Annotated in this window: 12 protein-coding genes, 3 tRNA genes and 1 pseudogene; 4 read left to right on the plus strand and 12 right to left on the minus strand. The window is 62.1% G+C overall.

What is annotated here, in order from left to right:
• Positions 1 to 168 precede the first annotated feature (168 nt).
• The 3 genes from PHO31112_RS06085 to PHO31112_RS06095 form a co-directional block, all read right to left on the minus strand.
• The gene (locus tag PHO31112_RS06085) at positions 169 to 1,815 is read right to left on the minus strand and encodes a methyl-accepting chemotaxis protein (protein ID WP_150619661.1); all 1,647 of its coding nucleotides are present in this window, start codon (positions 1,813 to 1,815) and stop codon (positions 169 to 171) included.
• Between the two features lie 306 nt (positions 1,816 to 2,121).
• Positions 2,122 to 3,237 carry a beta propeller repeat protein gene (locus PHO31112_RS06090; protein WP_150619662.1) on the minus strand — a complete coding sequence of 372 codons (1,116 nt, stop codon included), beginning with the start codon at positions 3,235 to 3,237 and terminating at the stop codon, positions 2,122 to 2,124.
• Positions 3,238 to 3,283: 46 nt separating this feature from the next.
• Positions 3,284 to 3,553 carry a MoaD/ThiS family protein gene (locus PHO31112_RS06095; protein WP_150619663.1) on the minus strand — a complete coding sequence of 90 codons (270 nt, stop codon included), beginning with the start codon at positions 3,551 to 3,553 and terminating at the stop codon, positions 3,284 to 3,286.
• 352 nt (positions 3,554 to 3,905) lie between these two features.
• On the opposite strand from PHO31112_RS06095, the gene PHO31112_RS06100 reads away from it, so the two are divergent.
• The gene (locus tag PHO31112_RS06100) at positions 3,906 to 4,268 is read left to right on the plus strand and encodes a hypothetical protein (protein ID WP_150619664.1); all 363 of its coding nucleotides are present in this window, start codon (positions 3,906 to 3,908) and stop codon (positions 4,266 to 4,268) included.
• 27 nt (positions 4,269 to 4,295) lie between these two features.
• On the opposite strand, the gene PHO31112_RS06105 is transcribed toward PHO31112_RS06100, so the two are convergent.
• The 9 genes from PHO31112_RS06105 to PHO31112_RS06145 form a co-directional block, all read right to left on the minus strand.
• A complete protein-coding gene (locus PHO31112_RS06105) occupies positions 4,296 to 4,484 on the minus strand; it encodes a glycine zipper 2TM domain-containing protein (RefSeq protein ID WP_150619665.1) in 189 nt (62 codons plus the stop codon).
• Positions 4,485 to 4,677: 193 nt separating this feature from the next.
• Positions 4,678 to 4,753 (minus strand) — tRNA-Lys (locus PHO31112_RS06110).
• A gap of 55 nt (positions 4,754 to 4,808) precedes the next feature.
• A tRNA-Lys gene (locus PHO31112_RS06115) sits at positions 4,809 to 4,884 on the minus strand.
• A gap of 56 nt (positions 4,885 to 4,940) precedes the next feature.
• Positions 4,941 to 5,016 (minus strand) — tRNA-Lys (locus PHO31112_RS06120).
• Between the two features lie 72 nt (positions 5,017 to 5,088).
• Positions 5,089 to 5,274, minus strand: a complete 186-nt coding sequence (locus PHO31112_RS06125) for a hypothetical protein (RefSeq protein WP_150619666.1) — start codon at positions 5,272 to 5,274, stop codon at positions 5,089 to 5,091.
• A gap of 174 nt (positions 5,275 to 5,448) precedes the next feature.
• Positions 5,449 to 5,688 carry a hypothetical protein gene (locus PHO31112_RS06130; protein WP_010804600.1) on the minus strand — a complete coding sequence of 80 codons (240 nt, stop codon included), beginning with the start codon at positions 5,686 to 5,688 and terminating at the stop codon, positions 5,449 to 5,451.
• 421 nt (positions 5,689 to 6,109) lie between these two features.
• Positions 6,110 to 6,430 (minus strand): DUF4148 domain-containing protein, encoded by a 321-nt coding sequence (locus PHO31112_RS06135; protein ID WP_150619790.1) that lies wholly within the window; start codon positions 6,428 to 6,430, stop codon positions 6,110 to 6,112.
• 257 nt (positions 6,431 to 6,687) lie between these two features.
• Complete coding sequence (locus tag PHO31112_RS06140) at positions 6,688 to 7,305, minus strand: LysE family translocator (protein WP_150619667.1); 618 nt, start codon at positions 7,303 to 7,305, stop codon at positions 6,688 to 6,690.
• A gap of 50 nt (positions 7,306 to 7,355) precedes the next feature.
• Positions 7,356 to 7,823, minus strand: a complete 468-nt coding sequence (locus tag PHO31112_RS06145) for a rhodanese-like domain-containing protein (protein WP_150619668.1) — start codon at positions 7,821 to 7,823, stop codon at positions 7,356 to 7,358.
• 482 nt (positions 7,824 to 8,305) lie between these two features.
• Here PHO31112_RS06145 and glnA point away from each other — a divergent pair, with 482 nt between their 5' ends.
• From glnA to ntrC, 3 genes and pseudogenes are all read left to right on the plus strand, one after another.
• Complete coding sequence (gene glnA / locus PHO31112_RS06150; RefSeq protein WP_010804603.1) at positions 8,306 to 9,721, plus strand: type I glutamate--ammonia ligase; 1,416 nt, start codon at positions 8,306 to 8,308, stop codon at positions 9,719 to 9,721.
• A gap of 313 nt (positions 9,722 to 10,034) precedes the next feature.
• Positions 10,035 to 11,102 (plus strand): annotated as a pseudogene (glnL, locus tag PHO31112_RS06155) (nitrogen regulation protein NR(II)); the annotation flags it as partial.
• Positions 11,103 to 11,164: 62 nt separating this feature from the next.
• A complete protein-coding gene (ntrC, locus tag PHO31112_RS06160; protein WP_150619669.1) occupies positions 11,165 to 12,751 on the plus strand; it encodes a nitrogen regulation protein NR(I) in 1,587 nt (528 codons plus the stop codon).
• Positions 12,752 to 12,784: the final 33 nt, after the last annotated feature.

Genomic DNA, 12,784 nt, shown 5'->3' on the forward strand with positions numbered 1-12,784 from the left:
ATCGCGCGAAAGACCAGCAAGCATGGGGATTTGCGAGGGGCTGAGGCCCCGTGTCGTAAGCCTTCTCAACCGTGCGCAACCCTTCGCAACCCCATGCAATTCGCCGTGCCTCGGCGGCGCTGCCCGCACAGCGGGCGTCACACCGTCACACTGTTACGCTGTCACTCGTCAGGCAACCTGGCGCTGGCGGGCGAACGCGAGTACTGCCCCGCGCGAACCATTGGCAGCGACGTCCGTGTCGCCATCGTGACCGGACGTGTAGGCGCCTCCATCCGAGAGCCGGAACACGGCGACGGCTTCGCGCAGTTGACGCGCCTGATCCTCCAGCGACCCGGCGGCGGCCGTGGCCTCTTCGACGAGCGCGGCATTCTGCTGCGTAACCTGATCCATCTGCATGACGGCCGTGTTGACTTGCTCGATGCCGCCCGACTGCTCGTTCGATGCCGCAGAGATCTCACCCATGATGTCGGTCACGCGTTGCACGGCTTGCACGATCTCCGTCATCGTGCGACCGGCATCGCGCACTTGTGCAGAGCCGTCTTCCACCTTGCCGACGGAGGTCTCGATGAGGGTCTTGATCTCCTTCGCAGCGGCTGCGCTGCGCTGGGCGAGCGTGCGAACCTCACCGGCGACGACGGCGAAACCGCGTCCCTGTTCGCCGGCCCGCGCGGCCTCGACGGCGGCGTTCAGCGCGAGAATGTTCGTCTGGAAGGCGATGCCGTCGATCACACCGATGATGTCGTTGATCTTCGTCGAGCTGGCGGCAATTTCCTGCATCGATGTGACGGCACGTTCGACGACGCGTCCCCCTTCGCCGGCGATGTCCGATGCGTTCGACGCCAGTTGCCTTGCCTGGCGGGCGTTGTCGGCATTCTGGCGCACGGTCGCCGTCAGTTGTTCCATCGACGAAGCGGTTTCTTCGAGCGACGCCGCTTGTTCTTCGGTGCGTGCCGACAGATTGGTATTGCCTGAGAGCAATTGCCCCGAAGCCGACGCGATGGCTGCCGTGCCGCTACGCACACGCCGCACGATTTGGTCGAGGCTTTCATTCATGTGTTTAAGCGCTGCCATCAGTTGGCCGGTTTCGTCGCGACTCGTCACGTCGATGCGACTCGAGAGATCGCCCTGCGCCACGCGTTCGGCCACTTCGACGGCGCGCGCGAGCGGACGTGTGATGCTGCGCGTGACCGACCATGCGGCAACGATGCCTGCGACGGTCGCCGCAGCGCCAAGGGTGGCGAGCAGCCATTTGGCGAAGACGATGTCGGCGCTCGTGGCGGCACCGGTTTCGTCGACGATCTTTTGCTGGAGCGTGACCAGTTCGACGGCCTCGGCCTGCATGGCGTCGAGTGCGGGCAGGGCGTCCTGCTGCGCGATGCGCAGCGCGGTGTCGCGTTGGCTGGCGTTCAACGCCGAGATCACGCTGCCGCGTGCCTTCAGAAAGGTATCGTTGTGCTGCCGCACGGCGTTGAGCAACTGCTTGCCTTTACCCGACGTCACATATTTGTCGAGCACTTCCTGCGCCTTGGCGATGCGGGCGAGGTTGGCATCGATGCGCTCGTTGAACGCATTGCGTTGGGTGGCGTCCGTGGTGACGATGGCCTCGATCAGGCGGCGGGCGTTGCCGCGCACCATGGCATCGATGCGGTGCGCCGCATCGGCTTTGGCCCACGCGCGGGTGAGCAGTTCTTCATTGGCACGTTCGATGGCGACGAAACGCACCAGTGCGATGACCAGCATGCTTAACAACAGGACTAGCAACGTGCCGAAGCCGATGGACAGCCGGGTTCGGATCTTCAGGTCGGCGATTCGCATAGGAATGACTCCATTTAGGGATTTGATGCCGGGACAACACGGGTAACGTGTGGTGCGCGGCGTTTCGAGGAGTGGTCGCCGGTCTGTCGCAGAGCGCTTCGATACGGCGGGTGAAGCGTGACGCGACGTTGGCTCACGCGCCGAGAACGACACGTGCGAGATGTCCGGCGACGCGTGACGGGGGATTCGATGAAAGCCTGTCCGTCCACCTTCGTATACGACGAAAAATACGATAACTGAAGGTGTTCCTACGCACAGGCGGGGTAAACGGCGGGATGAGCAGTGCGGCGAATTCTGACAGGAAAGTTAGATGAAGCGCACCGCATAAATCGGAGGCAGGTGCGCCGAGACGCACTCCCATTGTTCGCCGGCGTTGTTGCTGATCCATAGCGCACCGGTTGTCGAGCCCATGGCAAGCGTGCGGCCGGTGGCGTCGATATCCAGCCCGTGGCGGTAGATGAGGTCGTAGGACGGCGTCTCCGGCAGCCCGTGCGAGAGCGCGGTGAACGACTCACCGCCATCGCGCGTGCGAGTGACGACGAGCCGGGCGTCGACCGGAATGCGGCACGCATCGCGTTGCGCCGGCACGAACCACGCCACGTCGGGGTCGTGCGGATCGACCGCAACGGCAAAACCGAAACTCGACGGTGCCGCCTGAATCCGTCGCCAGGACGCGCCGTAATCAAGGGTGCGGAAGATACCGTTGTGATGCTGTGCCCACAAGGCGTTTGGTGCGTCGTGGCATTGCACGAGCCGGTGCACGTCCTGCACATTCGGATCGAGGCGTCGCTCGGGCGGCATGTAATCGGCTTCCATGCCGCTGGCTGCCAACGCCCAGGTGCGTCCGTCGTCGCGCGTGCGCCAGACACCGCCGGTCGACACGGCCACCATCACCTGCCGGCTGTTGTGCGGATCGATGCAGATCGAATGAATGCCTGCATGGTCGTAGCCGCCCCCCATCCACTCGGCGCGCTCAGGGCGATCCCACAAGCTTTGCATCAGTTCCCAGTGCTGCCCATGGTCGCCAGAGCGAAACAGGCCGCCGGGAATCGTGCCCGCCCACAGGACGCCGGGTGCGTCCGGGCCGGCCGCTTCGAGCGACCAGATCAGCTCTACCGAGGGGGCCTGGGCGTCACCGGAAGATGATTCGGACTGCTGCGTTTGCGGGGCGAAGGCGGGCGGGGGGAGTTCGGTCCACTCGTTCGCGTCGCGAGCGCGGCACCAGAGTTTCACGCCGAAATGTCCGAGATTGAGCGCAGCGTAATCCGTGCCGTCGCGCGCGTCGTGCAACACCATGCTCACCGGCTCGCCGGGAAAGTCGGGAGTGTTCGACATTAATCGCCAGGCAGTGCCCTCACGTTGCCACGTGAATAGTCCCTTGCGGGTGGCGACCAGCAGCGTGGCTCCGGTGACATGTTCCACGGTCTTCCTCCTTGATGCGTGCGGGTCTTGTTTGTCGCCCGCGGGTTCATCCCCCCGAGAGCGCTTGCGCCACGTACACGCGGCTGGCGTCCTCGAGCGGGTCGCTCAGCGAGCGGCGGTCGCGTATCAGCCATCCATCGACGAAGACGGCGACGTGCGCCCGCAAGCGCCCCTGATCGTTGAACAGATAGCCACGTAGCTCGGGCGTGTGAGCGACGCATTGGGCGAGCACGTCGTGGACGGTCGGTCCATCGACGGACTGGGCGTCCACGCTGACGTGGCGCTGGATTGCTGGTGCGAAGGTGACGGTCGCCATACCCCGGTCATGCGGATGCCGTGGCGACACACGAACCCGCAGTGCGATGAGAACGAGACTTTCAGTGTAGACAATGAGGATGGCTCGCGCAGTGTGCATTGCGGCATCGTTGCGTGGCCGCTGCGCTATGTTCCGCAGGAAATAACGCGCGCTGCGGCCTATGCGCCATAGCAGGGCCGCAGTCTGGTGTCCTTTGGATGACGATCTGCGAGTGTCGATTCCTTGGAAAGCGTCGTCACAGGGTATGGCATCGCATATCGGACACTCCCTATCCCCCATTCACCTCGTTATTGTTCACCATTATCGGAGTGCCCGCGAGCGCAGTGCCGCAGGTAAATCCAAGGAGGGAGCAATGGCAAAAGGCAAAGCAAAAGACATTGGCATGGGGCGTTGGTCCGATGCGGCGATCAAGCGTCAGTGGCGGCTACACCGGGCGGGGGAGGAGTCGCAGAAGGAGGACGTGACGGTCAGGCGCCCGCCGGAGATGGCGAAATGCGAGGGTTACTTCTTGTGGAGCGTGCGTCAGGCGGCGTTCGTCGGCCGTCACGACGGCACCCCCAAGGGCGGTGGACGGCATTACGCGACGTGCACGGCGCAAGCGAAACGCTACGCGACCGAGGCGCAGGCGAGGGCGGCAGGAGACGCGATCGTGGGTGGCGTGCTGATCATGTACGGCTATGCCGTCAACACCCCGCTCTATGTCGTGGGGCGGTGACGGCAAGCGATCACTCGCGGGCGGTTGTTACTTACCCAGTTCGTGACCGATGACGCCGCCGACGACGGCGCCGCCGACGGTACCGGCGGTGCTGCCACCGGTGGCCTCGTGGCCGATGACCCCCCCTGCGACGGCACCGCCGAGTGTGCAACCGAAGATCGACGAGCCTATGGCGAGCGCCGTGATGACAACGAGAATCGACTTCGCCGTTTTCATGATGAATCTCCTGTGGCGTGTGCGCGTTGCGCGCAGCGCAGCGGCATGAGTCCAGCTTAGATGGACGGCGTTGCGCGCACTATCGGTCAAGACTGAATCGACTGTAGGAATAGGACGACAGGCGCAAGGGCGGGCAGCAGAAGTGACGATAGAAACGACAAGGGCCGCACGATGTGCGGCCCTTGTGTGCATCTGGTGGGGCGTGAGTGACTCGAACACTCGACCTACGGATTAAGAGTCCGCTGCTCTACCAACTGAGCTAACGCCCCTGTGCTACCGGGAGCAAAAAAGACTGCATGCGATGCAGCCTTTCCTGTCGTGCTTTGGTGGGGCGTGAGTGACTCGAACACTCGACCTACGGATTAAGAGTCCGCTGCTCTACCAACTGAGCTAACGCCCCGATGCAACCGGGAATAAAAAAGGCTGCACGGCAAAGCAGCCTTTTCAGAATTCGTTTGGTGGGGCGTGAGTGACTCGAACACTCGACCTACGGATTAAGAGTCCGCTGCTCTACCAACTGAGCTAACGCCCCAACGAGACCGAGATAATATCGACTCTTCCGCAGGGGGTCAACCCTAAATGGTGAAAATCCGCAAAAAAGGTCTCAGGCGAGCAGCGGAACCAGCTCGAACGCCAGTACCGTGAGCACTGCACCGACGACCACGAGCAGCGAGCGCCAGCACATTCGAATGGCGCCCTTGCAGGGCATTGCGCCCACGATGATTGCGCCGAAGACGGCGATCGCAAACATGCTGATGAGTTGGGCGTTGGAAAGGTGGGGCATGATCATGGTCGATCTCTCCGCCGTTATCGCATGAGTTAAGACGCGATTCCAGTATAGAAAGCCGCCCTTTCCAAGCAAAGCGGCGCGACAACCGGGATTTCCCCAGTGGCCGCGCCGTGCGTTGTTGCTCTGCGATCTGTCCGATTTAGTCGACTCGAACGCCGCGTATGGACATCAATGTTATTCGGGCAGATCGAGAATCAGGACGATCGTCCATGCGTCTTCGCCTTCGTGATGGTACTGACGTTCCACCACGATAAACGGTTGCTTCTTGTCGCCCTGACCGAGGAACAGCACGTCGCCTTCGGCCGGCATGCATTCGATCGGCGGCAACGCCAGAGGGGTGCCTTTGGGGACGAGCTTTTCGGCCTTCTTCGCCGCGCGCTCGGTCCATTCGATATCGAATTCGATCTGACTCACCGGATGATCCTGTCTATGCAAATTGAAACGGCTGCATGGTAGCACGCAGCTTGCGCGGCACACGAAAAAATGCCCGCTCCCTGGGCGGGGAACGGGCGAAGGTCCCATGCGATAACGGGGAACGCATGGCGACAGGAGATGCGCCCGTGGGAAACCGTCGGTGCCTGCCCGGCCAGAGGGGAAGAGAACTGGTCGGGGGAGATAACGGTTTGCCCGGTGAGGCGTGGGCGCGCGCCTGCCGACGGGACAATACGAGGTGACGCAACACAGGCAGGCGATGCCGTCCCGCCTGTGTGCGTCATGTCATGCTGCCGGGGTACGGCAACATGACGAGGGGCAATGTGGGCCGATGCAGCACGCAACTATCAGTGGCGAGCGCCGACCGGTGTCGGGGAGAGATGCCGCGAAGCGCGGCGGCGTGTTACGGATTCGCGCACTTCATTTCGCCGTTCTGGCGTGCACGCACGAGTTCTTCGTATACCTGAGCGCGGGTTTTGCCCGGCTTTATCGAGTGGAGTGCCGGATACTCGTAGTCGTTTTGCGGGATCAATCCTTGGGCGCGTGCGTCGGCCAGTTCCTGGCGAACTTGCTCGCGCGTGACTTGCGACGTTTGTGCTACCCATGCGAATTGAGTGCCTTCCGGATACGCGTCGCTAGTGCGAGCGCTCTGCGCGAAGGCCGCGCCGGCTGCGGTGACCATCACGGTGGACACCAGAGCAGAGGCGACAAGCTTGCGATTCATGACGATGACTCCTGTTCTTCTGTACTGCGGGGGCGCGCAATGCCTCGGTACCGGCGTTGGGTTTGTGACGACGCGGTATGCGTTGCGTGCAACCGTTGAAAAGAGTCTAAACGTCTGGCTATCGCGGAAAAACGGCAATCAAGCGAATAAATACTTACGGGATTCGCAACAATGCGCGATGCGCTCTCTCAGAAAAAACGCCACCCGTGAGGTGGCGTTTGCGATGCGACCGGTGGTGCCGGCGTCGCGTTCGGCGTTCAGCGTGTAGCGATGGCGACCGCAGCGCCGGCCATGACCGTGCCGGTCGCGCGATTCAGGCGTCGCACGGCGTGTGCCGAACTGAGCAGCCGGCGGGCGCGAGCGGCGAGCGCGATGTAGCTGCCGAACACAATCGCGAGCACTGTCAGCGTGACACCCACGACTTCGATATAGCCGAGCGCCGTCACCTTCTGGAGATCGAGCAGGTTGGGCAGCAAGGCGAAGTAGAACACCACGACCTTCGGGTTACCCATCGTGACGGACAAGCCCCCCAGAAAGAGCCGCCACGATTTCTCACGCGGTGCAGTGGTCATCGGCTCCGTGGGGGCGATGGCCGGGGCGTGCCACATCTTCCATGCGAGATAGAGGAGGTAAGCGGCGCCCGCGTATTTGATCGCGAGGAAGACACCCGAGAACGTATGCGCCAGCGCGGCTACGCCGAGCACGGCCAGGGTAAGCCAGACAACGTCTCCGATCGCCACGCCTGCCGAGAATGCGATCGCGCCCTGCATGCCGCGACCGAGGACTCGCGCGACGATGGCCGCAATGCCCGGACCTGGTGTGCCTGCACCCACGAACAGGGCGAGGGCGAAAGTTAGCAAATGTGTCCATTCCATCTCGATGTCTCCTCGCGTTGATGACGATCAGCGTGATCTGAGAAAGCGGCTCATGCGCCGAGCCAGGGAAGGCCGCGGAAGCACCAGCCGCTCACATGTTTGCGATGGCCTTCGCTGTCCTTGTCACCTTCGAAGCCTTCGAGAATGTCGAACGACTGCGTATAACCTGCTTCGAAGGCAACTTTGGCCGCCGCTTTCGAGCGGGCGGCGCTGCGGCAAAGAAACAGCAGCGGCGTGCTCTTGTCGGGCGTTTGCGAGGCGAGTTGTTCGAGGAAGTGCTCATTGGGCACCCCACCGGGATAACGCACCCATTCGACGTTGGCGTACTGACCGTCGGGTACTTGCGGACGGCCGACCCAATCGAGTTCGGCGCGCGTGCGCACGTCGATCAGACGAACGTTGGCATCGGCGTTGAGCAGCGCCAACGCTTCTTCCGGGGTCACGGCGCCCGAATAGGCGAGCTGGCCACTGGCGCGGCGTTGGGTGGCTTGATCGAGAATGGCTTTGGCGCTTGTCATATTGCTGTGATCTCGCTAGTCGATGGTTGTCCTTCATTCTAGCGTGCACTTCGCGCGAGATGCGCTTTTGGCGACATTGGAAATGGCGTGGCGTAGGATGCTCGGCGCATACGCGCCAAACGCGCGGTATTTAGCGGTGCATTAGGACGGTGCACTGTGATGCACAATTCCGGTTCGCGGCATCCGGCTATAGGCACCTAAAAGGTGCATAATCGGCAAATGCACCAGAATGAATCTATTTCGATGTGGTATGCACCGAAATGGGGAATTTGAGTCCGTGAGCGGGAATTCGGGGCTGGACGCACCAGAATCGATTATTTCCTTAGAAATCAGAGGGAGAGGGTGAGGCAAGGTGCGCCGGCCAGACGTTGGCACGCTTCCTGCTTTACTTGGACGAATCCGAACACGGAGTTCGTTAAGAGGGTACGGCGACGCGGGCGATAAGCGCCAGCAGCGCCAGATTGAATCTTTCGGGAGATAGCATGAGCAAATCTGTGGCAGATGTGATTAATCTGGTCAAGGAAGAAGACGTCAAGTTCGTCGACTTCCGCTTTACCGATACGCGCGGCAAGGAGCAACACGTTTCGGTGCCGGTGTCGCACTTCGACGCCGACAAGTTCGAGAGCGGTCATGCTTTCGACGGTTCGTCGATCGCCGGCTGGAAGGGCATCGAAGCCTCGGACATGCTGCTGGTGCCGGACCCCAACACTGCCTATATCGACCCGTTCTATGAAGAAAGCACGCTGGTGCTGACCTGCGACGTGATCGAGCCGGCCGATGGCAAGGGTTACGATCGCGACCCGCGTTCCATCGCCAAGCGCGCTGAAGCCTACCTGAAGAGCACGGGCCTGGGCGACACGGCCTTCTTCGGTCCGGAGCCGGAATTCTTCATTTTCGACTCGGTCCAGTGGAGCACGGACATGTCGGGCACGTTCGTCCGCGTGAGTTCGGAAGAAGCCCCGTGGTCGTCGTCGAAGGACTTCGAAGGTGGCAACACCGGCCATCGTCCGGGCACGAAGGGCGGCTACTTCCCGGTCGCACCGGTCGACACGTTCCAGGACATGCGCTCGGAAATGTGCCTGTTGCTCGAACAACTGGGCGTGCCGGTTGAAGTGCACCACCACGAAGTCGCCGGTCAGGGCCAGAACGAAATCGGCACCAAGTTCTCGACGCTGGTTCAGCGCGCCGACTGGACGCAGATCCTGAAGTACGTCGTGCACAACGTGGCACACAGCTACGGCAAGACGGCCACGTTCATGCCGAAGCCGATCGTGGGCGACAATGGTTCGGGCATGCACATCCACCAATCGGTCTGGAAGGATGGTCAGAACCTGTTCGCCGGCAACGGCTACGGCGGTCTGTCGGAATTCGCGCTGTACTACATCGGCGGCATCATCAAGCATGCTCGCGCGCTGAACGCCATTACGAACCCGTCGACGAACTCGTACAAGCGTCTCGTGCCGCACTTCGAAGCCCCGGTGAAGCTGGCCTACTCGGCGCGTAACCGTTCGGCCTCGATCCGTATTCCGTACGTTGCCAACCCGAAGGGCCGCCGCATCGAAGCGCGCTTCCCGGACCCGATGGCCAACCCGTACCTGGCCTTCTCGGCCATGCTCATGGCCGGTCTGGATGGCGTGCAGAACAAGATCCACCCGGGCGAAGCTGCCGACAAGAACCTGTACGACCTGCCGCCGGAAGAGGATGCAAAGATCCCGACCGTGTGCTCGAGCCTCGAACAGGCGCTGGAATACCTGAACGAAGACCGCGAGTTCCTGACCCGTGGTGGCGTGTTCACGGACGGCATGCTCGATTCGTACATCGCGCTCAAGACGGAAGAAGCACGTCGTGTGGCAATGACCACGCACCCGCTCGAGTTCGAACTGTATTACTCGCTGTAATCGAATCGCTGCGCAGGGAATGCGCCGGCATGACGGAACGCCAGCGGCCGACCGTCATGCTCGACAAGCAAGGGGGATGGCCGCGGCCGTCCCCCTTTTTTATCCGCAGCGCGTATTCACCTCGTAGCCATCCATGAACCTATCGCCTCGATCCTTGATGAAAAGTGTCCGCGCTGGTGCGAAAGGGCAGACGAAGCGTGCTTCGCATGCCGCTGCCGATGAAGACACCCATGCCACCGAAGTGACGGCTGACGCAGCCGGGTTGTCCGGTCACATGTCGGCGCTGCACACGAGTATTGAGCCTTGGGAGGCGAAGCTCGCGGCGACCGGTATCCTGCCCGGTCTCGAAGCGTTGCCGACCGTATTGCTGGTGCTTGAGAAGCACACGATGCGCGTTGTGTTCGCCAATCCGGCCGCAGAGGCGCTGCTTGCGCTCTCGCGTCGTTCGCTGTCGCAGATGACGTGGAACGACGTTTTCGCAAACGGCGAGGTGCTGACCTCGACGATGGCCGACCTGATTGCCAACCACTTTCAGGCGACACGCCTCGATCTGGTGCTTGAACGCACCGCTCAGGAACCGTTGCATACGCACGCTATCGTGGCTGCGCCCGAGTCAGCGCCTGACTTCGTGATCGTCGAACTGATCGAGAACGAGCAGAAGATCAAGAACGAGCGAGAAGAACGCATCATCGATCAGGCGTTGATGAACAAGCAGCTCATCCGCAATCTGGCGCACGAGATCAAGAACCCGCTGGGCGGGATTCGTGGCGCGGCGCAGTTGCTGGAGTTCGAGCTGGATCAGCGAGAGTTGCGCGAGTACACGCAGGTCATCATCAAGGAGTCCGACAGACTCCAGACGCTGGTCGACCGCCTGCTCGAGCCGCATCGCCACCCCTATATCGCCACGGACGTGAACATCCACGAAGTGTGTGAACGTGTACGTTCCGTGGTGCTTGCCGAGTTTCCGCAGGGCTTGTCGATCGAGCGCGACTACGACGTGAGCCTGCCGGATTTTCGCGGAGACAAGGAGCAACTCATTCAGGCGCTGCTCAACATCGTGCGCAATGGTGCCGAAGCGTTACGCGAGCAAATCGCGCGAGGCGACGCACGTATCGAATTGCGCACGCGCGTGGCGCGAAAGATCACGATCGCCAAGCGATTGCACAAGCTGGCATTGGAATTGCATGTGATCGACAACGGGCCCGGCATTCCCGCCGACATTCGTGATCGTATCTTCTATCCGCTCGTTTCCGGGCGAGAGGGCGGAAGCGGTCTGGGACTGACGTTGGCGCAATCGTTCGTGCAGCGCCACGATGGTTTGATCGAATGCGAAAGCCGGCCCGGACGAACGGATTTCCGAATCCTGCTGCCCCTGGGCTGATGCGGCCCTCACGCCGTTGGCCGTAGCACCTGCGGCCGGGCATAGACGTTATACGGTGAACAATGAAGCCGATCTGGATAGTAGACGACGATCAATCGATTCGATGGGTCCTGGAAAAGGCACTCTCGCGTGCCAACCTGCCGGTGCGCAGTTTTACCGGCCCGCGCGAAGCCAGTGCGGCGCTCGAACACGACTCACCACAGGTGCTGGTCTCGGACATCCGCATGGCGGGCGGCTCCGGGCTCGAACTGCTGCAAATGGCCAAGCAACGGCATCCCGGACTGCCGGTCATCATCATGACCGCTTTCTCGGATCTCGACAGTGCGGTTGCTGCCTTTCAAGGCGGCGCGTTCGAGTACCTGGCCAAGCCGTTCGACGTGGATCGCGCAGTCGAACTAATTCTGCGCGCCGTCGAAGAGAGCCTGCGCGAGGCGACGGACGACGAGCGCATCACGGAAGAGCCCGAAATCCTCGGGCAGGCCAGTGCGATGCAAGACGTGTTCCGCGCCATCGGGCGTCTATCGCATTCGAGCGCGACGGTGCTCATCACAGGCGAATCCGGTTCGGGCAAGGAGCTGGTCGCGCGCGCGCTGCACCGGCATTCACCGCGCGCGTCGGGGCCGTTCATTGCCCTCAATACGGCGGCGATTCCGAAGGATTTGCTGGAATCCGAATTGTTCGGCCACGAGCGCGGGGCTTTCACCGGTGCGCAAGCCACGCGGCGCGGACGCTTCGAGCAGGCCGAAAGTGGCACGCTGTTCCTCGATGAAATCGGCGATATGCCGCTGGATCTGCAAACGCGTCTGTTGCGCGTGCTCTCGGACGGCAATTATTACCGCGTCGGCGGGCATAGCCCGATCAAGGCGAACGTTCGTGTGATCGCGGCTACGCACCAGAATCTCGAAGATCGCGTGCGTCAGGGACTCTTCCGGGAGGATCTGTATCACCGCCTGAACGTGATCCGCCTGCGTTTGCCGTCGTTGCGCGAGCGTAACGAGGATATTCCGCTGCTGATACGTCACTTCCTGCAGAAGAGCGCACGTGACCTCGGGGTGGAGACGAAACGCATCAGCGAAGCGGCATTGGCGCATCTGACGCGCTTTCCGTTCCCCGGCAACGTGCGTCAACTGGAAAATCTGAGCAACTGGCTGACGGTCATGGCCCCGGCGCAGACGGTCGAGATCAAGGATCTGCCGCCGGAATTCCAGACACTGACGCCGATATCGATGACTGGCGCGGGCACGTCGTCTGCGGGGGGGGCGGCGTATGCTGCCGCGTCGACTACCGCTGCGGCGGCGTCGACACCCGCGGGTGCTGCGATCGGGTACGGTGGCGTGGGCGCCGGGCCTGCGGCCTCCGGTGTGGCGTCGGGCGTCAATGGTGTGCCTGCGGCGACAGGCGTTGCCGGCGCGCCGGCAGACGTGACGGGGGCCGAGAGCTGGGAGCCGATCTTGCGCCGTGAAGTGGCACGTTTGCTTCGTTCGGCATCGCCCGACGTGATGGACCAACTGACGCGCCGTTTCGAAACGGCCTTGATCAACGAGGCACTCGATTTCACTCGCGGGCGCAAGGTCGAAGCGGCGAGCCGTCTCGGCATCGGCCGGAACACCATTACGCGCAAGATTCAGGAGTTGGGGCTGGAAACCTGAAGCCAATCGGGTTAGGCTCCCCGGGTCACTGAT

This window comes from Pandoraea horticolens (genome assembly GCF_902459555.1).
Classification (GTDB): Bacteria; Pseudomonadota; Gammaproteobacteria; order Burkholderiales; family Burkholderiaceae; genus Pandoraea; species Pandoraea horticolens.